This is a genomic window from Klebsiella sp. GN_Kp190 (genome assembly GCF_040061795.1).
In the GTDB taxonomy this organism is placed as follows: domain Bacteria; phylum Pseudomonadota; class Gammaproteobacteria; order Enterobacterales; family Enterobacteriaceae; genus Klebsiella; species Klebsiella michiganensis.
Map to the genome: position 1 here is coordinate 37,033 of NZ_JBEAFN010000014.1, position 25,771 is coordinate 62,803.

A 25,771-nucleotide genomic window follows, 5' to 3' on the forward strand; every position below is an offset into this window, starting at 1 on the left:
TAGCAACCGGTTACGCGACTAAAACAGGAACACCATGAAAAAGATTGATGCGATTATTAAACCCTTCAAACTGGATGACGTGCGTGAAGCGCTGGCCGAAGTCGGCATCACCGGGATGACGGTAACGGAAGTGAAAGGTTTTGGCCGCCAGAAGGGGCATACCGAGCTGTATCGCGGCGCGGAGTATATGGTCGATTTTCTGCCGAAAGTGAAAATCGAAATCGTTGTCACCGATGATATCGTCGATACCTGCGTGGATACCATTATCCGTACGGCGCAGACTGGCAAAATCGGCGACGGTAAGATCTTTGTTTTCGATGTCGCGCGCGTGATTCGTATCCGCACCGGCGAAGAAGACGACGCGGCGATTTAAGCTGACAAACCGAATGGCGGCCCGATAATTTCCGGGCCGCCTGCATCCATGGCTCTGTTTACAGCACCTTGTGCGGGCCGAAGCACTCGTAATGAATGTTGCCGCTGCTCACGCTCAGATCTACCAGCTGCTTCGCGGCAAACTGCATAAACGCCACCGGGCCGCAGAGATAGAACTGCATCTGCGGGTCGCCGATCTTGTCGGCCAGGGCCGCTAAATCCATCAAACCTTCGCTGTCAAACGCGCCGGCGTCACGGTCCGTTTCGCTCGGGCTGCGGTACCAGACGTGAGAAGTAAACTTCGGCAGGGTTTCACCCAGCGCTTTCACTTCCTCCGCGAAGGCGTGCACGTCGCCATTCTCTGCCGCGTGGAACCAGTTCACCTGCGCCGGATGCTGTGCTTTTGCCAGCGTGTCCAGCATCGCCAGCATCGGCGTCTGACCGACGCCGCCGGAGAGCAGCGTGACCGGCGTTTCCGGCGCCACGTTGAGGAAGAAATCGCCGGCCGGCGCGGCCAGGTAAATCACGTCGCCTTCTTTCGCAGAATCATGCAGCCAGTTTGAAACCTGGCCGCCGTTTTCACGCTTAACCGCAATGCGATAGCCTTTACCGTCGGGTTTGCGGGTCAAAGAGTACTGACGAATTTCCTGATGCGGAAAGCCTTCCGGCTTCAGCCAGACCGCCAGGTACTGGCCCGGATGGTATTCAGCGACCGCGCCGCCGTCGACCGGCTCAAACTCAAAGCTGGTAATCAGCGCGCTGCGCGGCGTTTTTCTGACGATGCGGAACGCGCGGGTGCCTTCCCAGCCGCCGGTTTTACTGGCGCTTTCGCTGTAGATTTGCGCTTCACGATTAATAAAGACGTTGGCCAGCACGCCGTAGGCCTTGCCCCAGGCATCCAGCACTTCCTGACCCGGGCTGAACATCTCGTCAAGGGTGGCCAGCAGGTGGGTGCCGACAATATTGTACTGCTCGGGCTGGATCTGGAAGCTGGTGTGCTTCTGGGCGATTTTTTCCACCGCCGGCAGCAGGGCGGGCAGGTTCTCAAGATTGCTGGCATAGGCGGCAATGGCGTTGAACAGCGCCTCGCGCTGGTCGCCGTTGCGCTGATTACTCATATTAAAGATTTCTTTGAGTTCGGGATTATGAGCAAACATGCGGTCGTAAAAATGGGCGGTCAGTTTCGGACCGGTTTCAACCAGCAGAGGGATGGTGGCTTTCACCGTAGCGATGGTTTGCGCGTCGAGCATAGCAGCTTCCTTTATAGGTTATCTTAATGATGCATTTAAAATGCATCTTATAAAAATAACCCTGCTTTGTAAATGGTTCTTTAACACTTTCCCATAAGGCAGTTACAACATGAATTATTTGCATCACAAACCTGAAAAGAAATCCGTTGATAATCGAAGGTGCTTTATTGCTCAAAGCCTTGTGTAACGCGGAGCCAATCGTTTGCGTAAAATCCTTTGTCAAGACCTGTTATCGCAGAATGATTCAGTTATACTGTGGGCCGTTGTCCAGGTGGACCGCCTTTTTAGGCCGAAATTTTATTGTTAGCTGAGTCAGGAGATGCGGATGTTAAAGCGTGAAATGAACATTGCCGATTATGATGCCGAACTGTGGCAGGCTATGGAGCAAGAAAAAGTACGTCAGGAAGAGCACATCGAACTGATCGCCTCCGAAAACTACACCAGCCCGCGCGTTATGCAGGCGCAGGGCTCTCAGCTGACCAACAAATACGCTGAAGGATATCCGGGCAAGCGCTACTACGGCGGCTGTGAATACGTCGATATCGTAGAGCAGCTGGCTATCGATCGCGCCAAAGAGCTGTTCGGCGCTGACTACGCTAACGTGCAGCCGCACTCCGGCTCCCAGGCTAACTTCGCGGTCTATACTGCACTGCTGCAGCCGGGCGATACCGTTCTGGGTATGAACCTGGCGCAGGGTGGTCACCTGACTCACGGCTCCCCGGTCAACTTCTCCGGCAAACTGTACAACATCATTCCTTACGGCATCGATGAGTCCGGTAAAATTGACTATGAAGACATGGCTAAGCAGGCTCAGGAACATAAACCGAAGATGATTATCGGTGGTTTCTCCGCTTATTCCGGCGTGGTTGACTGGGCAAAAATGCGCGAAATCGCTGACAGCATCGGCGCATACCTGTTCGTCGACATGGCCCACGTTGCCGGTCTGATCGCCGCTGGCGTTTACCCGAACCCGGTTCCGCATGCTCACGTCGTGACCACCACTACCCACAAAACCCTGGCCGGTCCGCGCGGCGGCCTGATCCTGGCGAAAGGCGGCAGCGAAGAGCTGTACAAAAAACTGAACTCTGCCGTATTCCCGAGCGCCCAGGGCGGCCCGCTGATGCACGTTATCGCGGCGAAAGCCGTTGCGCTGAAAGAAGCGATGGAGCCGGAGTTCAAAGTTTACCAGCAGCAGGTAGCGAAAAACGCGAAGGCAATGGTAGAAGTGTTCCTGAACCGCGGCTACAAAGTGGTTTCCGGCGGCACTGAAAACCACCTGTTCCTGCTGGATCTGGTCGATAAAAACCTGACCGGTAAAGAAGCGGACGCTGCGCTGGGCCGTGCTAACATCACCGTCAACAAAAACAGCGTGCCGAACGATCCGAAGAGCCCGTTTGTGACCTCCGGCATCCGTATCGGTTCTCCGGCGGTCACCCGTCGCGGCTTTAAAGAAGCGGAAGTGAAAGAGCTGGCCGGCTGGATGTGCGACGTGCTGGACAACATCAATGACGAAGCGGTCATTGAGCGCGTGAAGGGTAAAGTGCTGGATATCTGCGCACGCTTCCCGGTTTATGCGTAAGCGTTAGCGTTGACATAAAAAAGGCCGCTGATGCGGCCTTTTTTGCGTCTGTTGATTAGCGGCGGTCGAGCGAAATCGCTCCGGGACCGGTTATCGCCAGCAGCAGGAAGGCGCCGGCAATACTGATGTTTTTCCAGAAGTTAATCATGTTCGGCAGAACCGCATCGCCGGTCATATCCCAGTAGTGATGGCCAATCACCGCGGTACCGAGGGTATAAAAAATAAAGATCACCGCCAGCGGGCGGGTGAAAAAGCCCAGCACAATTAAAATGGCCGCCGGCACTTCCATAATAATGGCAATGATGGCCGCAAGCGTTGGCATCGGCGCGCCGGAGGAGGCCATGTACTGCACCGTGCCGCTAAAGCCGAGCAGCTTGGGATAGCCGAAAAGAATAAACAGCACCACCACCGCGATACGCGCAATCAGCAGCAGCAGAGAGCGGGAGGAGCCAAAGTCAAAGTAGCGTAGAGTGTTCATAATCAGCTCGTTATGAGAGACGTGTGATTTAAACGTAATACACAAATTTGCGCTCCGCCACGTCCGCTGACGATTAACGCAGCGTTTGCAGCTGTTCCTCCACGTACAGATAACCGATCCCCATCAGCTGCTGGGCGCGGGTCAGTTTGCCAAAGCCGATTTGAGTGGCGTGCGCTCGCGGCGTATCGCCGTGGTCAAAGGGATTAAAGCCGGTTTGTTTAACGATACTTTCCAGCCATTGTTCGCCAAAGGCGCAGCTGCGTCCGTATAGCCAGATCTGATTAATATTCAAAATATTTAAGAAATTATAAAGGCTTAAGCCAATGGCGTTGGCCGCGCTATCAACCCATGCGCGAATATGCACGTCTCCCTGTTCCCAGGCTTCAATGAGCGATGCCGTGGTTAATTGCTCGGGAGAGCGCTGCGCTTCCGGCTGCGTTTTGAGCCACATCCGCGCCTGCTTTTTCAACGCGCTGAGGGACGCTACGGTTTCGAGGCAACCGTATCTCCCGCAGTCGCAGGCCTTGCCGTCAGGATTCACAATCGTGTGTCCTATCTGCCCGCTGCCGTAGAGGCTTCCTCGATAAATCTGATCGTTAATCACAAATGACGAGCCGATACCGTAATCGACGTTAATCACGCAAAAATCCGGCTGTATACCCTGATGCTGCCACTTCTCCGCCAGCGCCAGCATCACGCAGTCATTATCCACCCGCACCTGCACGCCGAGCTGTTCCTCCAGCAGATACTTTATTTCAATCGGCGTTTTCCAGCGCGCCTGGGGCATGGTTTGTGACACCCCGGTTACCGGATCAACCTGCCCATGAACGCCAAGCGCGAGATTGATGCTGTGCTGCGGGTAGCGGCGGTGTATACGTCGCCAGCATTCCACGATGGCCTCCAGAAGGGCCTGCGGCGTGGGGGCATCGATGGGCAAATGCTGGTGGCCGTCAACCGCCAGCAGTCGGGCATCGGCAAGCTGATACTCAATGCTGGTCGGCGTGATGTTCATGCATAGCGTCCAGGCACCGTGTTCGGGGATCTGGTAGCTTCCGCTGTTCACGCCGCGTTTGCTCATTTTTTCCGTGGAATGGCCGATCAATTCCTCGCTAAGCAGTTCGGCAAGAATGTTGCTCACAGCCGGAATAGAGAGCCCGGTGAGCTGGGAAAGCTGGGATTTACTGAGCTGTTTCTCCCGCCAGAGGTGGGAGAGAAAAATAGATTTGTTGGCCTGCCTGACCCGGGCGTTATTCAAACCGGTGCGCTGCATACACTTAACTCCCTTAACTATATTGCGTGAGCGTTGCGCATTTTAGCAGCTAAATGGCGATATAAACTCCTCCTATAGCAAGTTTTACTTTATTTCGTTTAGTGGAGGCGTCATGTACGGTTCGGTTAAGGTCTGGCAGGAAACAATTACATTACCTACGTGGACGACGGGGGCGGAGGATCCGAACCCCATGTTTCTGGAAAAGCGCGTTTATCAGGGTTCCTCCGGCAACGTCTATCCCTATGGCGTGATAGATACCCTGACCGGCGAGCGTGAAATGCGCGATTATCAGGCAGTATGGATGGAGAATGATTTCATTCGTATCATGCTGCTGCCTGAGCTTGGCGGACGTATTCACCGGGCGTATGACAAAGTCAAACAGCGCGATTTCGTCTATTACAATGAAGTCGTTAAGCCCGCCCTGGTAGGGCTACTGGGGCCCTGGATCTCCGGCGGTATCGAGTTCAACTGGCCGCAGCATCACCGCCCGACGACCTTTATGCCGGTCGATTTTTCGATCCAGCGCGGGGAAAACGGCGTGCAGACCGTATGGATGGGGGAAGCGGAGCCCATGCGCGGTTTACAGGTCATGACCGGGTTTACTCTCTATCCTGACCGCGCGCTGATTGAAATCACCGGTAAGGTTTTTAATGGTAACGCAACGCCGCGTCATTTCCTGTGGTGGGCCAACCCGGCGGTCAAAGGCGGCGATGCTCACCAGAGCGTGTTTCCACCCGACGTCACCGCCGTATTCGATCACGGCAAGCGCGATGTTTCCGCTTTTCCCATCGCCACCGGCACCTACTACAAAGTGGACTATTCTGCGGGCGTCGATATCTCCCGGTATAAAAACGTTCCGGTACCCACCTCGTATATGGCGGAGAAATCGGACTACGACTTTGTCGGCGCTTATCACCACGACGAGCGGGGTGGGCTGCTGCATGTTGCCGACCATCACGTCTCGCCGGGCAAAAAACAGTGGAGCTGGGGCTATGGCGACTTTGGCCAGGCGTGGGACCGCAATCTGACCGACGAAAATGGCCCCTATATCGAGTTGATGACCGGCGTCTACACCGATAACCAGCCTGACTTTACCTGGCTTGCGCCTTATGAAGAGAAGGTGTTTGTGCAAAACTTCCTTCCCTATAGCGAGCTGGGGATGGTGCAAAATGCCAATACGCAGCTGGCGCTGAAGCTGGTTCGTGAGACGGAGCAGCTGCAGCTCGGCGTTTACGCCATTGCGCCGCTGGAAAATATTGTTGTTGAACTCAGCGCGGAAAAGCAGCCGCTGTATGAAACTCAGCTTACGCTGAAGCCCGGCGAGAGCTGGCAGCATACGCTGCCGGAAAATGACGCCCGGCGCTTAACCCTTAAGGTGAAAACCGCGGACAACCAGCCGCTGCTGGATTATCAGGAACATATTACTCAGCAGACGCCCCTGCCCGAACCTGCCTGCGCGCCGGCGATGCCGGAAGAGATTCACAACGGCGATGAGCTCTATTTTATCGGCCAGCATCTTGAACAATACAATCATGCAAGCCGCTATGCCGCGGATTACTATCGCCGGGCGATAGCCCTCGATCCGCAGGATTACCGCAATAATGTTGCCCTCGGGACGCTGGCGTTTAATTGCGCCGACTGGGGGCTGGCGGAGCAATGTGCCCGGGCCGCGCTACTTCGCGCCCATCGTCTGAATAAAAATCCGCGCGATGGCGAAGCCAGCATGCTGCTTGGCAGCGCGCTGGAAAGGCAGGGCGATGAAGCTGGAGCATGGGATTGCTATTACAAAGCGTCCTGGAGCGGTAACTGCCGCGATGCCGCCTGGTGGGCGCTGGCAAGGCTGGCGATGAAGCGTGGCGATACCGCCGACGCGCTGGAAAAGGTCAACACCAGCCTGCAGTTTAACGCCAGCAACCATCTGGCTATGGGGCTGAAAGCGCTGGCGTTAGCGAACAGCGGGCGGGCGAAGGAAGCGCAGGCGTATATTGTCGTCTGCCTCGAACAATACCCGTTGAGCTATCCGCTGCACTGCGCGCGCTGGATGATTGCGCCGGGCGATGAGGCGCGCGCGAGCCTGCTGCGCGTAACGGGGCGCAGAGGGATCAACGGCAGCCTGCTGGCGGGCTGGCTGCTCTCCATCGGTCAGAAGCAGGCGGCGAAGGAGGTGCTTGAGGTTCTGGATTGCCAGGAGGCGCTGCCGATACTGTGGCGCGCCTCGTTAAGCGATGATGTGAATAAACGGCAACGGTTAATTGCCGAAGCCGAGCGCTGCCATGCGCGAAAAGTGCGTTTCCCCAATACGCTCGATGAAGTCCAGATGCTGCAAACCCTGAGCGATAGCGCTTTTGCCCGCTATCTGCTCGGTTGCTTCTGGTACAGCAAACGTCGCTATGAAGAGGCGGTAAGCTGCTGGCGCGAGACGCTGGAAAAATCTCCCGACTATGCGCCCGCTCATCGTCTGCTGGGGGTCTACGCCTGGAACAAACAACAGGATGCCGCGCAGGCGCTGGCTTATCTGCAGCGGGCCGTAGAGCTTGAGCCCGAAAACGCGCGCTTCCTCTTTGAGCTTGATTTCCTGAAAAAATCACTGGGTACGCCGGTAAACGAACGACTGGAAACGCTGGCGGCGCGCAAAGCGGTGGTGCTGAAACGGGATGACCTGACCGCTGAGCTGTTAAGCCTGTGGAACGCGGCCGGCCATTATGCCGATGCCGCCGCTATTCTCGGTACGCGCGTATTTCATCCCTGGGAAGGCGGGGAGGGGAAAGTTACCGGCCAGTATTTGCTCAATCAGCTCCATCGCGCTTTACAGTTGATCGAACGTAAGGCGTTCACGCAGGCCGCTCGCTGCCTGAATGAAGCGTTACGCTATCCCGATAACCTGGGAGAGGGGCGGCTGCCCGGGCAGACGGACAACGATATCTGGTATTTGCTGGGCTATTGCGCGGAACAGACTGGGGATGCGCACCGGGCAGCGGAATATTACCAGCTTGCCCTGCAAGGGGGCTCAACGCTGGACGCCGGGCGTTACTACAACGATCAGCCCGCCGATTACCTTTTCTGGCAGGGCATCGCGCTGCGTAAGAGCGGTAATCCGGCGCAGGCCGAGCAGCACTTCCAGAATTTTATCGCCTGGGCCAGGCAGCATCGGGATGACGTTCCGCAAGCCGACTTTTTTGCCGTTTCTCTCCCGGATCTGGTGGTGCTCGATGTTTCAGCGCAGCAGCAGCATCAGCAGCACTGTTTGTTTATTGAAGCGCTGGGCCATCTGGGGCTGGGCAACTTATCCGCCAGCCAGCAGGCGATGCAGCGGCTGCTGCAGCTGAACCCGGCTCATGATAAGGCGCATCTGATTCGTCATGCCCTGCAAAGCGGCATGTTTTCCTGAACCTGAAACGGGCGGGCCTGGCCCGCCTGAACCCTACTGTTCCCTGCGTTTCCCTTATAGAGGAATCATTATGAATAACGCGCAGACACATCTGAAAATGGGCTACGTCTGGACTATCTGTCTGGTCGCCGCCTGCGGTGGTTTACTCTTTGGCTATGACTGGGTGGTGATTGGCGGCGCAAAGCCGTTTTATGAAGCCTGGTTTTCCATTACCGACCCGGCGCAGTCCGGCTGGGCAATGAGCTCAGCGCTGGTGGGCTGCGTTTTCGGCGCATTAATCTCGGGATGGTGCGCCGATAAACTGGGGCGCAAGCTGCCCTTAATACTGTCCGCCGTGCTGTTCAGCGCTTCGGCGTGGGGGACGGCGGTCGCCAGCAGTTTCGACATGTTTGTGGTTTACCGCATTGTGGGCGGCGTGGGCATTGGTCTGGCATCCGCGCTCAGCCCGCTTTACATCGCGGAAGTCAGCCCGGCAGAAAAAAGAGGGCGCTTTGTTGCGATAAACCAGCTCACTATCGTGATTGGCGTGCTGGCCGCTCAGCTTATCAACCTGATGATTGCGGAACCCGTAGCGACGGGGGCGACGCAGCAGATGATTGTGGAGACCTGGAACGGGCAGATGGGCTGGCGCTGGATGTTCGGCGCGGAACTGGTGCCTGCGCTGGCGTTTTTGGTGCTGATGTTTTTTGTTCCTGAGTCGCCGCGCTGGCTCATGAAGGCCGGTAAGCCGGATCGCGCCCGGGCCGCGCTGGAGCGCATTGGCTCCGCCGACTATGCCGACAGGATATTACACGACATCGCGCACACGCTGGAAAAAGATAACCATAAAATATCCTACGGCGCGCTGCTGGCTCCGCAGGTTAAACCGATCGTTATCATTGGTATGGTCCTCGCCGTCTTCCAGCAGTGGTGCGGAATTAACGTCATCTTTAACTACGCGCAGGAGATTTTTGCCTCGGCGGGATTCGATATTAACAGCACGCTGAAATCGATCGTCGCAACGGGAATCGTCAACCTGGTGTTTACCCTCGCCGCGCTGCCGCTGGTGGATAAAATCGGCCGCCGTAAATTAATGCTGCTCGGTGCCTCAGGGTTGACGCTGATCTATGTTCTGATTGCCGCCGCCTATGGCATGGGCATCATGGGCTGGCCCGTTCTGCTGCTGGTGCTGGCGGCGATTGCTATTTACGCCTTGACCCTGGCGCCGGTTACTTGGGTACTGCTGGCGGAAATCTTCCCCAACCGCGTTCGCGGACTCGCGATGTCCTTAGGCACCCTGGCGCTGTGGATTGCCTGTTTCTTGTTAACCTACACTTTCCCGCTGCTTAATGCTGGACTGGGCGCGGCGGGCAGTTTCCTGCTGTATGGCGTCATTTGCGCTGCCGGCTACCTCTATATTCTGCGCAACGTGCCGGAAACGAAGGGGGTCACTCTCGAAGCCCTGGAAGAGCAGCTGGCGCAACGTCATGCGGGCGCTCAGGCGATGAAGCAGGAGCAGACGCGCTAATGGCGGAAGAGTGGATTCTGGAAAACGCGCATCTGCGGATGCGCGTCGCTTCTCTGGGCGGCAAAGTGCAAAGTTTATACTCGCGGCATTATCAGGCGCCGGTGCTGTATGAAAACCCCGCCGGCGGCATGTTTCCGATGCTGCCGCTGGCCAATCGCGTCGCCGGGAACCGCTTTATTTTTCAGGGACGTGAGATAGTTCTGCCTCGCCACCACGCCGACGCGCATTTTTTTCTCCACGGCGACGGTTGGCTGCAGCGCTGGGATATGATTGCGCGCGGCGGCGGCTATTGCGTGTTACAGCTACGTCGGCAGCATGCCTGCGGTTTCGATTACCTGGCGCAGATCCGCTACCAGCTGCTGCGTAACCAGCTGGTGGCTGCGCTGACGCTTACCCACTGCGGTAGCACGCCCATCCCCTATGGCTGCGGTTTTCATCCGTTTTTTCCTTTTGATAAGCGCGGTACGGTGCAGTTTGCAGCCGCCGGCTACTGGCCGGAAGGGGAGCAGCATCTTCCTCTCGGCTGGCAAGGCCAGTTGCCCGGCTACGCCGATTTCAGCCACGCGCAGTACGGTGAGGATCGCTGGCTGAACGTGGGCTATTCCGGCTGGAGCGGGCGGGCGAGGGTGATTAGTGATGTGATGGATATCACAATTCTTTCGCAAACTCCGTGGTTGATGCTTTTCAGAATGCAGGGCGAGCCGTTCCTTTGCCTCGAGCCGCAAAGTCATCCGGTAAACGCCCATAACATGGACGGACAGCCGGGGCTGCGGGTTTTAGGCGCCGGAGATACGCTGAGTTTTTCGCTGAAAATAGACGTACAGGGGCGCGAATAGCGCCATATCTGGGGCGAGGGTATCTTGCGCCCGCCCCGCTTTATCGCCAGACTGTCGCCTCCATTCGGGAGGGAATCATGGTCTTACACTCCACGCGCTGGCTGGCGCTAAGTTACTTCACCTATTTTTTTAGCTACGGTATCTTCCTGCCTTTCTGGAGCGTCTGGCTTTCCGGACTTGGCCTGACGCCGGAAACCATCGGCATGCTGCTCGGCGCCGGGCTGGTGTCGCGCTTTCTTGGCAGCCTGCTGATTGCGCCGCGGGTCAGCGACCCGTCCCGTCTTATCTCTTCTCTGCGCATTCTGGCGCTGCTGACGCTGCTCTTTGCGCTCGCATTTTGGATCGGCCACCAGGTTGCCTGGCTGATGGTGATTATCGTCGGCTTTAATCTCTTTTTCTCGCCGCTGGTGCCGCTGACCGACGCGCTGGCGAATACCTGGCAAAAGCAGATCACCATGGACTACGGGCGCGTGCGCCTGTGGGGGTCGATAGCTTTCGTCATTGGCTCGGCGCTGACCGGGAAGCTGGTCAGCCTGTATGACTACCGGATGATACTGGTGATGCTCAGCGTCGGTATTGCCTCCATGCTGCTCGGCATGCTGCTGAAGCCATCGGTGCAGCCGCAGGGCGAATCCCGCCAGCAGGAAGCGGCCGGCCTGGCGGCCTGGCTTACGCTGGTGCGGCAAAGCTGGCGCTTCCTCGCCTGCGTCTGTTTGCTGCAGGGCGCGCACGCCGCCTACTACGGATTTAGCGCTATCTACTGGCAGGAAGCGGGGTATTCCGCCTCCGCCGTGGGCTACCTGTGGTCGCTTGGCGTCGTGGCGGAAGTGGTGATTTTCGCGCTGAGCAAAAAAGTCTTCCGCCGCTTTAGCGCCCGCGATCTGCTGCTGCTGTCCGCGGTGTGCGGGCTAATTCGCTGGACGTTGATGGGCTGGACGACGGCGCTACCCTGGCTTATCGTCGCGCAGATCCTCCACTGCGGCACCTTTACGGTGTGCCATCTGGCGGCGATGCGCTACATTGCGGCGCGTCAGGGCAGCGAAGTGATCCGCCTGCAGGCGGTCTACTCCGCCGTCGCGATGGGCGGCAGCATTGCGGTGATGACGGTCTTTGCCGGTTTCTTCTACCAGCATCTGCACCAGGGCGTTTTCTGGGTGATGGCGCTGGTGGCCTTACCGGCGCTGGTGGTGCGGCCAAAAGCGGTGGCTTAGGCCTCCAGCATTTTGCAAATCTGCTGCTGCTGATGATCGCTGAACGTCTCTTCGGCGTGAAACAGCGGCGGCGAAAACAGCGGCAGCGCCGTGGCATAGGGAGTGACGATCAGCGTCACTTCCTTCGGCGCGCCCTCTTTCTGAAAGGTGCTCACGCTCAAATACTTTATATTGAGCGGCAGCAGGGTTAACTCGCGCAGCTGCTGCTCCAGCGACTGCTCAAGGTCCGGGTTATCATCGGTCAGCAGAACCACCTGTTTCTCCTGCAGATCGCTTTTTTGCATCAGCCAGGCGCCGAAGATCACCGCGATTAAACTGACTTCCTCCTGGCTAAAGCGTACCTGCCAGCTGGCTTCAAACTCCGCCAGCGCAGCCTGCGTTGTGCGCATCAAGCGGGGATAAAGACGGCCAATCTCCTCCGGCAGCGCGTTATCGATACCGATAGCGAAAACGCTGCGGTGTAGCGCCTGCGAAAGGTGAATATAGAGCTGATCGCTCAGCCCCTGTTCATCGCTAAACGGACGGCCCGCCAGGTTCTGAAAGCGGTGAATCAGCCCGGAAATGGCCAGATGCAGACGGCGATCGTGCTGATGACCATCGCGGATAGGATCGGGGGTTTTCAACAGCATAAACAGCAGGGCCAGAAACAGCTGTTCTCCGGCATGGGGCGTTGCCGCAACCCGCCGCTGCCAGTGGCGGACAATCTCCTCGGCGAGGGAAAACTCGGCGGCGGCTTGCGCCCAGCGCTGCTGCTCGTGGGTGAAAGTGGGGCTCTGTCCAAGGTGGTGCTGCAGCAAACAATACTGTAAATAAAGACGCAGAAAATGCACGTCGCGGCAGTCAAACTGCCGGTTCAGGGCGCGCGAGCAGCGGTTGACCAATGCCTGAAGATTGGTGTCGTCATACAGCGTGCGTGCGATACCCTGCTGTTTAAGCTGCGTTTTCAATGCCGGGGTAAAATGGTGGCTGACAAAATGCGGGCACAGGCGCAGCCCGCGGCGCAGGCCGTGCAGCAGGCATAAGCGTTGATCGAGCGCGGCGCCTTCCATCCGATAGCTGCCGTCCGCTTGTGAAGCAAGGGTCAAGCGGTGATAACGCTGAATCTCGCGTCCCGTCTCCGCAATGTCCTGCCGGGCGGTATCCTCATCAACCTGGGTGAGGTTACCCAGCCATTCGGGCGTCACGGACTGCCCGGGCAGATAAAACATCAGGAGCACCTGGCTACGGCGCTGTGGACTGGAAAGCACAGATGGTGGTTCAATCACTGTCATCATCCGGTTAGTTCCAGTTAGGGTTTTCGTTAAGAGTAGTTAATGTATTGAGGGTGAACAGGGCATTTCCGGGTCTTTACATCAGGATTGCTGGCGGGGTTCACAGAATTTTTCACGCGAGGAACAGATGAAGAGAGTGAAACAATGCGTCAGCGTAGCGTTTTTCATGTTTTTATCGCTATCTGCGGCGGCGCATCCGCACAGTTTCATCAGTTTGCAAACGGAGGCCGTGGCGGAAAATGGGCTGCTCACCGGCTTTAAAATGCGCTGGACGATGGATGAAATCACCTCCGCCGATCTGCTCTATGATGCGGGCAACGCTAAACCCGGTAGCGAAATCTGGAAAAAGCTGGCGGCGGAAGTGATGGCGAACGTGCTGGGCCAGCACTATTTCAGCGAGCTATGGCACAACGGCCAGCGGGTGAAGTTTGATAATCGGCCCGCTGGTTATGGCCTTGAACGCAGCGGTCATCAGGCGGTGCTCACCTTTACCCTGCCGCTGGCGAAGCCGCAGCCTCTGGCCGGGCAAACCTTCACCTTTTCCACCTACGACCCGACCTATTATGTTGATATGTATTACGACAAAGACGCAGACTTCACACTACCGACGGCGATGAAGACAAGCTGCACGGCAAAAGTGATGACGCCGAAGCCTAACGAAAAAATGTTGTCCTACGCGCAGTCGCTGGATAAGGCGGATGCGCCGCCGGAGGATATGGAACTGGGGAATTACTTCGCGCAAAAGGTGACGCTGCAATGTCAGTGATTTTTGCTCAAACCGGCCGTTCGCCGCGCTGGCGTCAGCTGTGGCCGCTGGCGCTGTTTCTGCTGCTGGCAGCCGGAGCTGGCTTCTGGCTATGGCGGGCCTGGCCGCAGGTGCTGCTGCAAAGCGCGGTCTGGCAGCGCGCGCTGAATGTCGAACTGAGTCGGCTTCTGCAGGCGGTTGCGGAGAATCCTGCCGCCGCCGGGCTGTCGCTGCTGGGGTTTAGCTTCGCCTACGGCATCCTGCATGCGCTGGGGCCGGGGCACGGCAAGGTGGTCATAACCACCTGGCTGGCAACCCATCCGTCGAAGCTGAAATCGAGCATCGGCCTGACGCTGGCCGCTTCGTTGCTGCAGGGACTGGTGGCTATCGTCTTAGTGGTGGTGGTACTGACGCTGCTGCGGCTGCCGGCAAGACAGCTGCATCTGAGCAGCTTCTGGCTGGAAAAGGGAAGCTATCTGCTGGTCGGCGCGCTGGGCCTTTTGCTGTGCTGGCGGGCGCTGAAAAAGCTGCGGATGCTGCTGCGCCGGCCGACATTCACCGCCTTCACCGCGCATCACGTTCATCACGCCAGCTGCGGCTGCGGCTGCGGACACCAGCATCTGCCGGCGCCGGAACAGCTGCAAAGCGGCGATGACTGGCGGGCGCGGCTGGCTATCGTGCTGTCAATGGGGATGCGGCCCTGCTCCGGAGCCATTATGGTGCTGTTATTCAGCAAGGTTATCGGCGTATTTGGCTGGGGCATGGCGGCCGCGATGGCGATGGCGGCGGGAACCTCGCTGACGATTAGCGCGCTGGCGCTGCTGGTTCATGGTTTCCGCCAGCTGGCGGTCAGGCTGAGCGCGAATCGGGCGCCGGCGCTGTGGAAGCAGATCGGTTGGGCAACGCTGGCGCTGGCCGGCGGCGTGATTTTACTGGCGGCGGCCATCGTGATGTGGAGTAGCGCGATGCCATCGGGCGGCGGCCTGCGGCCGTTTTAATGCGATAAAAAAAGGAAGCCGCGGCTTCCTTTTTGCTTTTCATTCAGTGAGATATTAACGCTTCAGCGCTTCACTCAGATGCTCGCGCATATTGGCCAGCATCGCTTTAACGACGCGCGGGTTACCTGCAACGATGTTGCCGGTCAGCAGGTAGTTATGGCCGCCGGTAAAGTCGCAGACGATAGCGCCTGCTTCACGGGCGATCAGCTCGCCTGCCGCGAAATCCCACGGTTTCAGCGCGATTTCAAAGTAACCGTCAACCCTGCCAGCGGCAACGTAGGCCAGATCCAGGGCAGCGGAACCGGTGCGGCGGAAATCCGCGCATTCGGTGAACATGTTGCCGAGGATGTTCATGTAAGAGGTCGCGTGCTGTTTTGCTTTGAACGGGAAGCCGGTGGCGATGATCGTGCCATCCAGGTCGCGAGCGCTGCTGCCGCGCAGGCGGTAGCCGTTCAGCTGCGCGCCCTGACCGCGGGTCGCGGTGAACAGTTCGTTACGCATCGGATCGTAAACCACGGCCACTTCAGTACGGCCTTTAATGCGTACGGCGATGGAGACGGAGAAGTGCGGCAGACGTTTGACGAAGTTGGTGGTGCCATCCAGTGGATCGATAACCCATTGAACATCCTGATCTTCACCAGCGTGCTCACCGCTTTCTTCGGTGATGATGGTGTGCTGCGGGTAAGATTTGCGAATGGTTTCGATAATCATCGCCTCGGCGGCTTTATCGACGTTGGTCACAAAATCATTGCTGCCTTTCTGGCTGGTTTCTACGGAGTCAGGGGTTTCGTAGTGCTTGGCAATTAAATTACCCGCCTTGCGCGCTGCGCGCACGGCGATGTTCAGCATCGGATGCATCGGTATCTCTCACTGGATGTTAAAGAACGGGAAAAAACGGCGCATATAGTAACAGTGAAATCTCCTTATGTCTTCGTTTTATGATAGCATGCACGAATAATCTTTAGCCGAAGAACCATAATGCTGCAAAATATTCGAATCGTACTGGTAGAAACCTCACACACCGGCAATATGGGCTCCGTCGCCCGCGCAATGAAAACCATGGGGTTAACCAACCTGTGGCTGGTCAATCCTCTGGTCAAACCCGATTCTCAGGCCATCGCTCTGGCGGCGGGGGCCAGCGACGTCATTGGCAATGCACACATCGTTGATACCCTTGATGAAGCGCTGGCGGGCTGTAGCCTCGTCGTGGGGACCAGCGCGCGCTCCCGTACGCTGCCGTGGCCGATGCTCGACCCGCGTGAATGCGGCCTGAAAAGCGTTGCTGAAGCGCAGCATGCGCCGATCGCGCTGGTCTTTGGCCGCGAACGCGTCGGCCTGACTAACGAAGAGCTGCAGAAGTGTCACTACCATGTGGCAATCGCTGCCAACCCGGAATACAGCTCGCTGAACCTGGCGATGGCGGTGCAGGTTATCTCCTATGAAGTGCGTATGGCCTGGCTGGCGGCGCAGGAGCAAAATGAACCTGTCGTCGAGCATGAAGAAACCCCGTATCCGCTGGTGGATGATTTAGAGCGTTTCTACGGTCATCTGGAGCAGACGCTGCTGGCAACCGGGTTTATCCGCGCCAGCCACCCGGGCCAGGTGATGAACAAGCTGCGCCGTTTGTTTACCCGCGCCCGCCCGGAAAGCCAGGAGCTGAACATCCTGCGCGGCATGCTGGCGTCAATTGAGCAGCAGCAGAAAAATAAAGAGTCATAGTGCACGCCGTTGCCCGGCGGCGCGGTACTGCGGGCTCCCTCTCTCCTTGTGGGAGAGGGCCGGGGCGAGGGCACCAGGCCGCGCTGAAGTGAAACGGCACGGAAAGCCAAATACCTGACTAAAACAGTCAAGTAAATAGTTGACCAATTTACTCGGGAATGTCAGACTTGCCCTTGCTATGCAATACCCATATTAATAAAAAGCCCGGGCAGGGGCGAGTTTGAGGTTAAGTAAGACATGAGACTGACATCTAAAGGGCGTTATGCCGTGACCGCGATGCTTGACGTTGCGCTCAACTCTGAATCGGGTCCGGTTCCGTTGGCTGATATTTCAGAGCGTCAGGGAATTTCGCTTTCCTATCTGGAACAGCTGTTCTCTCGCCTGCGCAAAAATGGCCTGGTTTCCAGCGTACGTGGTCCAGGCGGCGGTTATCTGTTAGGTAAAGAAGCGGGTAGCATCGCGGTTGGCGAAGTTATCAGCGCAGTGGACGAATCCGTTGACGCCACCCGTTGTCAGGGTAAAGGCGGCTGCCAGGGCGGCGATAAGTGTCTGACTCACGCGCTGTGGCGCGATCTGAGCGAGCGACTGACCGGTTTTCTGAATAACATCACGCTGGGCGAACTGGTGAATAACCAGGAAATCCTTGATGTCTCCGGCCGTCAGCACAACCATGAATCCCAGCGTAGCACCCGCGCTCAGGACGCCATCGACGTCAAACTGCGCGCGTAGTTCTCGTTCAGTTTCAGCTTGCAGCTATCGGCTGCAAGCTGAAACGAGCTGAGTAAAAAAGATAAAAAAGATTTTCGAATCAGGCCAGGATGTTCCGACATCCTGTGTACTCGGTCGTACATCCAGCCGGTTGCCTGATTCCTTGCATTGAAGCGATGTACGGAGTTTATAGAGCAATGAAATTACCGATCTATCTCGATTACTCCGCAACCACGCCGGTGGACCCGCGTGTTGCCGAGAAAATGATGCAGTTCCTGACCCTGGACGGGACCTTTGGTAACCCGGCCTCGCGTTCACACCGTTTTGGCTGGCAGGCTGAAGAGGCGGTAGATATCGCCCGTAATCAGATTGCCGAGCTGGTCGGCGCTGACCCGCGCGAAATCGTTTTTACTTCCGGCGCGACGGAATCCGACAACCTGGCGATTAAAGGTGCAGCCAACTTTTATCAGAAAAAAGGCAAGCACATCATCACCAGCAAAACCGAACATAAAGCCGTGCTGGACACCTGCCGTCAGCTGGAGCGCGAAGGGTTTGAAGTGACCTACCTCGCCCCGCAGCGTAACGGCATTATCGATTTAAAAGAGCTGGAAGCTGCGATGCGTGATGACACCATCCTTGTTTCCATTATGCACGTGAATAACGAAATCGGCGTGGTGCAGGATATCGCTACCATCGGCGAGATGTGCCGCGCCCGCGGTATCATTTACCACGTTGACGCGACCCAGAGCGTGGGCAAACTGCCTATCGACCTGAGCCAGCTGAAAGTTGATCTGATGTCCTTCTCCGGCCACAAAATCTATGGCCCGAAAGGCATCGGCGCGCTGTACGTGCGTCGTAAACCGCGTATTCGTATCGAAGCGCAGATGCACGGCGGCGGTCACGAGCGCGGCATGCGCTCCGGGACGCTGCCTGTCCACCAGATCGTCGGTATGGGTGAAGCTTACCGTATCGCGAAAGAAGAGATGGAAAGCGAAATGGCCCGCCTGCGCGGCCTGCGTAACCGTCTGTGGGACGGCGTAAAAGATATGGAAGAGGTCTACCTGAACGGCGATCTCGAGCAGGGCGCGCCGAACATTCTCAACGTCAGCTTTAACTATGTTGAAGGCGAGTCGCTGATTATGGCGCTGAAAGACCTGGCGGTCTCTTCTGGTTCCGCCTGTACTTCCGCAAGCCTCGAGCCGTCCTACGTGCTGCGTGCGCTGGGGATGACCGACGAGCTGGCGCATAGCTCTATTCGTTTCTCTTTAGGTCGTTTTACTACCGAAGAAGAGATTGACTACACCATCAATCTGGTTCGCAACTCCATTGGTCGTCTGCGCGAACTTTCTCCGCTGTGGGAAATGTTCAAGCAGGGCGTGGATCTGAACAGCATTGAATGGTCACATCACTAATTCGGCACCAATAAGGAGAATTCATCATGGCTTACAGCGAAAAAGTTATCGATCATTACGAGAATCCGCGCAACGTCGGCTCCTTCGACAATAGCGACGAAAACGTCGGCAGCGGCATGGTTGGCGCGCCGGCGTGCGGCGACGTGATGAAGTTGCAGATTAAAGTCAACAATGAAGGTATCATTGAAGACGCGCGTTTCAAGACCTACGGCTGCGGTTCCGCTATTGCTTCCAGCTCCCTGGTGACCGAGTGGGTGAAAGGGAAATCGCTGGACGAAGCTCAGGCGATCAAAAACACCGATATCGCAGACGAGCTTGAGCTGCCGCCGGTGAAAATTCACTGCTCTATTCTGGCGGAAGACGCGATTAAAGCCGCGATTGCGGATTACAAAAGCAAACGTGAAGCAAAATAATTAAGAGTTGAGGTTTGTTATGTCGATTACTTTAAGCGACAGTGCAGCAGCGCGAGTCAACACCTTTCTGGCCAACCGCGGTAAAGGGTTTGGTCTGCGTCTGGGAGTCAGAACTTCCGGCTGCTCGGGTATGGCTTATGTACTGGAGTTTGTTGACGAGCCGGCGGCAGAAGACACCGTGTTTGAAGACAAAGGCGTGAAGGTCGTGATCGACGGCAAGAGTTTGCAGTTCCTCGACGGCACGCAGCTGGACTTCGTCAAAGAAGGTCTTAACGAAGGGTTTAAGTTCACCAACCCGAACGTGAAAGACGAGTGCGGCTGCGGCGAAAGCTTTAACGTATAATCGCAATGTAATCTAAACCCCACTGCGGACGTCCGTAAGTGGGGTTTGCTTTATCTCGTTAACCCTGAGGTTGCTATGGACTATTTTACCCTCTTCGGGTTACCGGCCAGCTATACCCTTTCGTTAGAACCCCTGGCTGCCCGGTACCAGGAGCTACAGCGCCAGTATCATCCCGATAAGTTCGCCAGCGGCAGCGCGGCCGAACAGCTCGCCGCGGTGCAGCAGTCCGCCACCATTAATCAGGCGTGGCAAACCCTTCGCCATCCGCTGACCCGCGCCGAATATCTCCTTTCACTTCACGGTTTCGATCTCGCCAGCGAGCAGCATACCGTGCGCGATACCGCGTTCCTGATGGAACAGCTGGAACTGCGCGAAGAGCTCGATGAGATAGGCAAGGCGAAAGATGAAGCGCGGCTGGAAAGCTTTATCAAGCGGCTCAAAGCGCAATTTGATACCCGGCATCAGCTGATGGTTGAACAACTGAATAACGAGACGTGGGAGGCGGCGGCGGATACCGTGCGCAAGCTGCGTTTTCTCGATAAACTGCGAAGCAGTGCGGAACAACTCGAAGAAAAACTGCTCGATTTTTAATTTTCGGAAGCAATTATGGCCTTATTACAAATTAGTGAGCCCGGACTGAGCGCCGCGCCGCACCAGCGACGTCTGGCGGCGGGTATCGACCTGGGCACCACCAATTCACTGGTGGCTACCGTGCGTAGCGGCCAGGCCGAAACTCTGCCCGACCATCAGGGGCGCTATTTGCTGCCGTCGGTGGTGAACTATCAGGCTTCGGGTTTGACGGTGGGCTATGACGCGCGACAAAACGCCGCTCTGGATCCGGTCAACACCATCAGCTCCGTCAAACGCATGATGGGCCGCTCTCTGGCCGATATCGAGGCCCGCTACCCACATCTGCCTTATCAGCTGCAGGCCAGCGAAAACGGCCTGCCAATGATTCAGACTACGGGAGGTTTGCTCAATCCGATCCGCGTATCTGCCGACATTCTAAAAGCGCTGGCTGAACGCGCCACCGAGGCGCTGGCGGGCGAGCTCGACGGCGTGGTGATTACCGTGCCGGCCTACTTCGATGATGCTCAGCGGCAGGGAACCAAAGACGCGGCGCGTCTGGCGGGCCTGCACGTGCTGCGTCTGCTGAACGAGCCGACCGCGGCGGCGATAGCCTACGGCCTGGACTCCGGTCAGGAAGGGGTCATCGCGGTTTACGATCTCGGCGGCGGTACTTTTGATATCTCCGTGCTGCGCTTGAGCCGCGGCGTGTTTGAAGTCCTGGCCACCGGCGGCGATTCCGCGCTCGGCGGCGACGATTTCGATCATCTGCTGGCCGATTATCTGCGCGAGCAGGCTGGCCTGAACGATCGCAGCGATAACCGCCTGCAGCGTGAGCTGCTTGACGCGGCGATCGCGGCGAAAATCGCCCTCAGCGATGCCGAGACGGCGCGAGTGAACGTCGGCGGCTGGCAGGGGGAGGTGACCCGTAGCCAGTTTAATGCGCTGATCGCGCCGCTGGTCAAACGCACCTTGCTGGCCTGCCGTCGCGCGTTGAAAGACGCCGGCGTTGAGGCGCAAGAGGTGCTGGAAGTGGTGATGGTGGGCGGCTCGACCCGCGTGCCGCTGGTGCGCGAACGCGTCGGCGAATTCTTTGGCCGTACGCCGCTGACCTCTATCGACCCGGATAAAGTCGTCGCCATCGGCGCGGCGATTCAGGCGGATATCCTGGTGGGCAATAAGCCGGACAGCGAGCTGCTGCTGCTTGATGTCATTCCGCTCTCTCTGGGGCTGGAAACCATGGGTGGCCTGGTGGAAAAGGTTATCCCGCGTAACACCACCATTCCGGTGGCGCGCGCGCAGGAGTTCACTACCTTCAAAGATGGTCAGACGGCGATGTCTATCCACGTCATGCAGGGCGAGCGCGAGCTGGTGCAGGATTGCCGCTCCCTGGCGCGCTTTGCGCTGCGCGGCATTCCGGCATTACCGGCGGGCGGGGCGCATATTCGCGTGACCTTCCAGGTGGATGCCGATGGCCTGCTGAGCGTGACGGCGATGGAGAAATCGACCGGCGTTGAGGCTTCTATCCAGGTGAAACCGTCCTACGGTCTGACCGATGGCGAGATCGCCAGCATGATTAAAGATTCGATGAGCTACGCCGAACAGGATGTCCAGGCGCGTATGCTGGCCGAGCAAAAAGTTGAAGCCGCGCGCGTACTGGAAAGTCTGGTCAGCGCGCTGGCCGCCGACGCCGCGCTGTTAAGCGCCGCAGAGCGTCAGGCTATCGATGACGCCGCGGAGCAAGTGCGCGCCGCAGCGGCAGGCGATGATGCTGATGCAATCAAAGAAGCGATTAAAAATATCGACACACAAACCCAGGAATTTGCCGCACGTCGTATGGATCAATCGGTCCGTATCGCGCTGAAAGGCCAATCCGTGGACGAGGTTTAAAATGCCAAAAATTGTTTTTCTGCCCCACCAGGACCTGTGTCCGGATGGCGTAGTTGTGGAAGCTGAGACCGGTGAGACCATTCTTGATGCAGCGCTGCGTAGCGGTATTGAGATTGAACACGCCTGCGAAAAATCCTGTGCCTGCACCACCTGCCACTGCATCGTGCGTGAAGGCTTTGACTCGCTGGCGGAAAGTACCGAAGATGAAGACGACATGCTGGATAAGGCCTGGGGGCTTGAGCCCGACAGCCGTCTGAGCTGCCAGGCGCGGGTGACTGACGAAGATTTGGTCATCGAAATTCCGCGTTACACCATCAACCACGCACGCGAGCATTAATATGGGACTGAAATGGACCGATAGTCGTGAAATCGGGGAAGCGCTGTACGACGCTTTCCCGGATCTCGACCCGAAAACCGTTCGCTTCACCGATCTGCATCAGTGGATTTGCGATCTGGAAGAGTTTGATGACGATCCGAACGCATCCAATGAAAAAATTCTTGAGGCGATTCTGCTAGTCTGGTTAGACGAAGCAGAATAATTTTCGCGTCATGATTTACCCGGTGGTTTAAGCCGGATGAATCAACGAGCGAAAGAACTTTACGGGCTGCCATACGGCGGCCCGTTTGCTAAGAAGGATAATGATAATGACCGAAGCTATGAAAATTACGCTTACCGCTCAGCCAGCCGATGCGCGCTGGGGAGAAAAAGCATCTTACAGCATTAATAACGACGGCATCGCCCTGCATCTGAACGGCAAAGACGACCTCGGTTTGATTCAGCGCGCGGCGCGAAAAATTGACGGCATGGGCATCAAACATGTCGCGCTTGACGGCGAGGGCTGGGATACCGATCGCGCATGGGCGTTCTGGGCCGGTTATAAAGGCCCGAAAGGCAGCCGCAAAGTGGAGTGGCCGGCCCTCGACGATGCGCAGAAAAGCGAACTGGATAACCGCCTGACCATTATTGACTGGGTCCGCGACACCATCAACACCCCGGCGGAAGAGCTGGGGCCGGAACAGCTGGCGCAGCGTGCGGTAGACCTGCTGTGCAGCGTGGCCTGCAATAACGTCTCTTATCGCATCACCAAGGGCGAAGATCTGCGCGAACAGAACTACCTGGGCCTCCACACCGTCGGCCGCGGCTCCGAGCGTCCGCCGGTCCTGCTGGCGCTGGACTATAACCCAACCGGCGACAAAGAAGCCCCGGTGTACGCCTGCTTGGTCGGTAAAGGCATCACCTTTGACTCCGGCGGATACAGCATCAAGCAGAGCGCGTTTATGGACTCGATGAAGTCCGATATGGGCGGCGCGGCGACGGTAACCGGCGCGCTGGCGTTCGCCATCACGCGCGGCCTGAACAAGCGCGTGAAGCTGTATCTGTGCTGCGCCGATAACCTGATTAGCGGTAACGCCTTCAAACTGGGCGATATTATTCACTATCGCAACGGCAAAACCGTGGAAATCATGAACACCGATGCGGAAGGTCGCCTGGTGCTGGCGGACGGCCTGATCGATGCTTCGGCGCAAAAGCCGGCGCTGATCATCGATGCCGCCACGCTGACCGGCGCGGCGAAAACCGCGCTGGGCAATGATTATCACGCGCTGTTCAGCTTTGATGATGCGCTGGCGAATCGCCTGCTGGCGAGCGCGCAGGCTGAAAACGAAGCTTTCTGGCGCCTGCCGCTGGCTGAGTTCCACCGCGGCCAGCTGCCGTCCAACTTTGCTGAACTGAACAATACCGGCAGCGCGGCCTATCCGGCCGGCGCCAGCACCGCGGCGGGCTTCCTGTCCCACTTCGTGGAGAATTATCATGAAGGCTGGCTGCATATCGACTGTTCGGCGACCTACCGCAAATCTGCGGTTGAGCAGTGGTCGGCGGGCGCGACCGGCCTCGGCGTGCGCACTATTGCTAATTTGCTGACCGCGGAATAACCCTTTCCCCTGACCCTCCCCCTGATGTTTCACGGGGAGGTCACGTTCGGCTTTCTCCCGCTTCCTTCGTGGAGAGAGCCGGGGTGAGGGGATTTTCGTTGTGGAACTACTATGTCCGAAACTAAAAATGAGCTAGAAACCCTGCTGGAGAAGGCGGCTACCGAGCCAGGCCATCGTCCGGCTTTTTTCCGTACGCTGCTGGAAGCTACCGTGTGGGTACCCGGAGCCGCCGCTCAGGGCGAGCAGGTCGTTGAAGACAGCGTGCTGGATCTGCAGCACTGGGAAAAAGATGATGGCACATCGGTCATTCCTTTTTTCACCTCGCTGGAAGCGCTGCAGCAGGCCGTTGAGGACGAACAGTCTTTTGTGGTGATGCCGGTGCGCACGCTGTTCGCCATGACCCTCGGCGAAACGCTCTATCTCAATGCCAAACTCGCCACCGGCAAAGAGTTTGCGCCGCGTGAGATTAGCCATCTGCTGGGGGAAGAGGGCAGCCCGCTCAGCACCCAGACCGTGCTTGAAGGTGGAGAGTCGCTGCTGCTGTCTGAGGTTGTCGAGCCGCCCGCGCAGATGGTGGACTCGCTGACCGCGCTGTTTAAGACCCTGAAAACGGTGAAGCGCGCGTTTTTATGCTCTATCAAAGACAGCGCCGATGCGCCAGCCAACCTGCTGATTGGCATTGAAGCGGAAGGCGATATTGAGGAGGTTATTCAGGCGACCGGCAGCGTGGCGACCGATACGCTTCCCGGCGACGAGCCGATTGATATCTGTCAGGTGGTGGAGGGGGAAAAGGGGATTAGCCACTTTATGATCGCCCACATCACGCCGTTTTATGAAAAGCGCTGGGGCAGCTTCCTGCGCGACTTTAAGCACAATCGGATTATTTAACTCAACGGGGGCTCAGGCCCCCGTTGTTCTCTTTACTGCCTACTGCGCCGGTTCAATCGGCAAATCCGTCCGCGCGCCCCATTCGCTCCATGAGCCGTCGTACAGGCTAACGCCGTTAACGCCGAGGGTGGTGAGCGCCAGCACGACGACCGCCGCCGTTACGCCGGAGCCGCAGCTGGCAATAATCGGCCGTTCAAAATCGACGCCCTGACGCGCGAAGATCTCGTTGAGTTCATCGGTGGTTTTCAGTTCGCCGTTAATCACCAGTTCCGTCCACGGTACGTTTAGCGCGCCGGGAATATGCCCGCTGCGCAGTCCCGGTCGCGGCTCTGCCACCTGGCCATTAAAGCGTCCTGCCGGGCGCGCATCGACGATCTGCGCCGATCCTTCGTGGCTGACCAGCAGCACATCCGTCAGGCGCTTGATCGCCAGCGGATCGACGCGGCCGTCAAAATCACCTTCCGGCAGTTCGGGGAGGCCCTGCTCCAGCGGTAGCCCATCGCGGCGCCAGCCCTCCAGCCCACCGGCGACAATCGACACCTTTTCAACGCCGAACGTGCGCAGCATCCACCAGGCGCGCGGTGCGGAGAAGAGATTGCCTTCATCGTATACCACCAGATGCTTATCGCTGCTGACGCCAAGTTCGCGCATGGCGACGGCAAACGCCTCCGCGCGCGGCATCATGTGCGGCAGCGGGCTGGTGTGGTCAGAGAGGGCTTCGATATCGAAAAAGACGGCGCCGGGAATATGGCCTGCCTGATACTCAGCGTTAAGATCGCGCTCTTCCTGTCCCGGGGGGGCCATCCGCGCGTCGATAATCTGGATTTCCGGGTCATCAATATGCTCTGCCAGCCAGTCGGCAGCGACAAAAAACGAGGTAGACATGAGTGCCTCCGTGTCATCAACAATAGAGTGATTGTTGTTGTTTTTTGCGATATCGACAAGGCATTTTCAAGGAGAGGCGGCGGGAATGTGATATTCCCCCGAGCGGCGT

General features: G+C 57.5%; 25 protein-coding genes. 19 read left to right on the forward strand and 6 right to left on the reverse strand.

From position 1 onward, the window contains the following. Positions 1-34: 34 nt before the first annotated feature. Positions 35-373 (forward strand): nitrogen regulatory protein P-II, encoded by a 339-nt coding sequence (gene glnB, locus ABLU67_RS11475; RefSeq protein WP_002914032.1) that lies wholly within the window; start codon positions 35-37, stop codon positions 371-373. Positions 374-431: 58 nt separating this feature from the next. Here glnB and hmpA read toward each other — a convergent pair whose 3' ends face one another. Further along, a complete protein-coding gene (gene hmpA, locus ABLU67_RS11480) occupies positions 432-1,622 on the reverse strand; it encodes an NO-inducible flavohemoprotein (protein WP_348852301.1) in 1,191 nt (396 codons plus the stop codon). A gap of 325 nt (positions 1,623-1,947) precedes the next feature. Here hmpA and glyA point away from each other — a divergent pair, with 325 nt between their 5' ends. Beyond that, complete coding sequence (gene glyA / locus ABLU67_RS11485) at positions 1,948-3,201, forward strand: serine hydroxymethyltransferase (RefSeq protein WP_009654385.1); 1,254 nt, start codon at positions 1,948-1,950, stop codon at positions 3,199-3,201. Between the two features lie 55 nt (positions 3,202-3,256). Here the strand turns inward: glyA and ABLU67_RS11490 are convergent, their stop codons facing one another. Next, entirely contained in the window at positions 3,257-3,679 is a 423-nt protein-coding gene (locus ABLU67_RS11490; RefSeq protein WP_025106587.1) for a DoxX family protein, read from the reverse strand. A 73-nt stretch (positions 3,680-3,752) separates the two neighbouring features. Next, positions 3,753-4,949: an ROK family protein gene (locus tag ABLU67_RS11495; protein ID WP_275050769.1), complete on the reverse strand. Its 1,197-nt coding sequence runs from the start codon at positions 4,947-4,949 to the stop codon at positions 3,753-3,755. A 112-nt stretch (positions 4,950-5,061) separates the two neighbouring features. Here ABLU67_RS11495 and ABLU67_RS11500 point away from each other — a divergent pair, with 112 nt between their 5' ends. From ABLU67_RS11500 to ABLU67_RS11515, 4 genes are all read left to right on the forward strand, one after another. After that, positions 5,062-8,337: a DUF5107 domain-containing protein gene (locus tag ABLU67_RS11500; protein ID WP_348852302.1), complete on the forward strand. Its 3,276-nt coding sequence runs from the start codon at positions 5,062-5,064 to the stop codon at positions 8,335-8,337. A gap of 70 nt (positions 8,338-8,407) precedes the next feature. Further along, on the forward strand, positions 8,408-9,844 hold the full coding sequence (locus ABLU67_RS11505; RefSeq protein ID WP_348836667.1) for a sugar porter family MFS transporter: 1,437 nt from the start codon (positions 8,408-8,410) through the stop codon (positions 9,842-9,844). Further along, on the forward strand, positions 9,844-10,680 hold the full coding sequence (locus ABLU67_RS11510) for an aldose 1-epimerase (RefSeq protein ID WP_025106591.1): 837 nt from the start codon (positions 9,844-9,846) through the stop codon (positions 10,678-10,680). Before ABLU67_RS11505 ends, ABLU67_RS11510 begins: the two co-directional genes overlap by 1 nt. A gap of 77 nt (positions 10,681-10,757) precedes the next feature. Further along, entirely contained in the window at positions 10,758-11,891 is a 1,134-nt protein-coding gene (locus ABLU67_RS11515) for a 3-phenylpropionate MFS transporter (RefSeq protein ID WP_348852303.1), read from the forward strand. On the opposite strand, the gene csiE is transcribed toward ABLU67_RS11515, so the two are convergent. Continuing rightward, positions 11,888-13,165 (reverse strand): stationary phase inducible protein CsiE, encoded by a 1,278-nt coding sequence (gene csiE, locus ABLU67_RS11520; RefSeq protein ID WP_032750899.1) that lies wholly within the window; start codon positions 13,163-13,165, stop codon positions 11,888-11,890. The two genes, ABLU67_RS11515 and csiE, sit on opposite strands and share 4 nt — an antisense overlap. A gap of 124 nt (positions 13,166-13,289) precedes the next feature. Between csiE and ABLU67_RS11525 the strand changes: the two genes are divergently transcribed. Further along, positions 13,290-13,928: a DUF1007 family protein gene (locus ABLU67_RS11525; RefSeq protein WP_025106593.1), complete on the forward strand. Its 639-nt coding sequence runs from the start codon at positions 13,290-13,292 to the stop codon at positions 13,926-13,928. Continuing rightward, positions 13,919-14,905, forward strand: a complete 987-nt coding sequence (locus ABLU67_RS11530) for a nickel/cobalt transporter (protein ID WP_025106594.1) — start codon at positions 13,919-13,921, stop codon at positions 14,903-14,905. The genes ABLU67_RS11525 and ABLU67_RS11530 overlap by 10 nt, the downstream gene beginning before the upstream one ends. Before the next feature lie 54 nt (positions 14,906-14,959). On the opposite strand, the gene suhB is transcribed toward ABLU67_RS11530, so the two are convergent. Continuing rightward, positions 14,960-15,763 carry an inositol-1-monophosphatase gene (gene suhB / locus ABLU67_RS11535; RefSeq protein ID WP_004853221.1) on the reverse strand — a complete coding sequence of 268 codons (804 nt, stop codon included), beginning with the start codon at positions 15,761-15,763 and terminating at the stop codon, positions 14,960-14,962. Positions 15,764-15,883: 120 nt separating this feature from the next. Between suhB and trmJ the strand changes: the two genes are divergently transcribed. From trmJ to sseB, 11 genes are all read left to right on the forward strand, one after another. Continuing rightward, positions 15,884-16,624: a tRNA (cytosine(32)/uridine(32)-2'-O)-methyltransferase TrmJ gene (gene trmJ / locus ABLU67_RS11540; protein ID WP_025106595.1), complete on the forward strand. Its 741-nt coding sequence runs from the start codon at positions 15,884-15,886 to the stop codon at positions 16,622-16,624. A 237-nt stretch (positions 16,625-16,861) separates the two neighbouring features. Further along, on the forward strand, positions 16,862-17,353 hold the full coding sequence (gene iscR / locus ABLU67_RS11545) for a Fe-S cluster assembly transcriptional regulator IscR (protein ID WP_004853217.1): 492 nt from the start codon (positions 16,862-16,864) through the stop codon (positions 17,351-17,353). Between the two features lie 176 nt (positions 17,354-17,529). Next, the gene (iscS, locus tag ABLU67_RS11550; RefSeq protein ID WP_004134936.1) at positions 17,530-18,744 is read left to right on the forward strand and encodes a cysteine desulfurase; all 1,215 of its coding nucleotides are present in this window, start codon (positions 17,530-17,532) and stop codon (positions 18,742-18,744) included. Between the two features lie 26 nt (positions 18,745-18,770). Next, a complete protein-coding gene (gene iscU, locus ABLU67_RS11555) occupies positions 18,771-19,157 on the forward strand; it encodes a Fe-S cluster assembly scaffold IscU (RefSeq protein ID WP_002913991.1) in 387 nt (128 codons plus the stop codon). Positions 19,158-19,176: 19 nt separating this feature from the next. Further along, positions 19,177-19,500, forward strand: coding sequence for an iron-sulfur cluster assembly protein IscA (gene iscA / locus ABLU67_RS11560; protein WP_004104506.1), 324 nt, complete (start codon positions 19,177-19,179; stop codon positions 19,498-19,500). A gap of 75 nt (positions 19,501-19,575) precedes the next feature. Then, positions 19,576-20,091 (forward strand): co-chaperone HscB, encoded by a 516-nt coding sequence (gene hscB / locus ABLU67_RS11565; protein ID WP_064358814.1) that lies wholly within the window; start codon positions 19,576-19,578, stop codon positions 20,089-20,091. A gap of 15 nt (positions 20,092-20,106) precedes the next feature. Continuing rightward, positions 20,107-21,957 (forward strand): Fe-S protein assembly chaperone HscA, encoded by a 1,851-nt coding sequence (gene hscA / locus ABLU67_RS11570; protein ID WP_032750897.1) that lies wholly within the window; start codon positions 20,107-20,109, stop codon positions 21,955-21,957. Position 21,958: 1 nt separating this feature from the next. Continuing rightward, a complete protein-coding gene (fdx, locus tag ABLU67_RS11575; RefSeq protein ID WP_004104503.1) occupies positions 21,959-22,294 on the forward strand; it encodes an ISC system 2Fe-2S type ferredoxin in 336 nt (111 codons plus the stop codon). 1 nt (position 22,295) lies between these two features. Next, a complete protein-coding gene (gene iscX, locus ABLU67_RS11580; RefSeq protein ID WP_004104502.1) occupies positions 22,296-22,496 on the forward strand; it encodes a Fe-S cluster assembly protein IscX in 201 nt (66 codons plus the stop codon). A 106-nt stretch (positions 22,497-22,602) separates the two neighbouring features. After that, positions 22,603-23,889 carry an aminopeptidase PepB gene (pepB, locus tag ABLU67_RS11585; RefSeq protein ID WP_064358815.1) on the forward strand — a complete coding sequence of 429 codons (1,287 nt, stop codon included), beginning with the start codon at positions 22,603-22,605 and terminating at the stop codon, positions 23,887-23,889. 111 nt (positions 23,890-24,000) lie between these two features. Further along, positions 24,001-24,777 (forward strand): enhanced serine sensitivity protein SseB, encoded by a 777-nt coding sequence (gene sseB, locus ABLU67_RS11590; RefSeq protein WP_048260591.1) that lies wholly within the window; start codon positions 24,001-24,003, stop codon positions 24,775-24,777. 39 nt (positions 24,778-24,816) lie between these two features. Here the strand turns inward: sseB and sseA are convergent, their stop codons facing one another. Next, a complete protein-coding gene (sseA, locus tag ABLU67_RS11595; protein ID WP_014230369.1) occupies positions 24,817-25,662 on the reverse strand; it encodes a 3-mercaptopyruvate sulfurtransferase in 846 nt (281 codons plus the stop codon). Positions 25,663-25,771 lie beyond the last annotated feature (109 nt).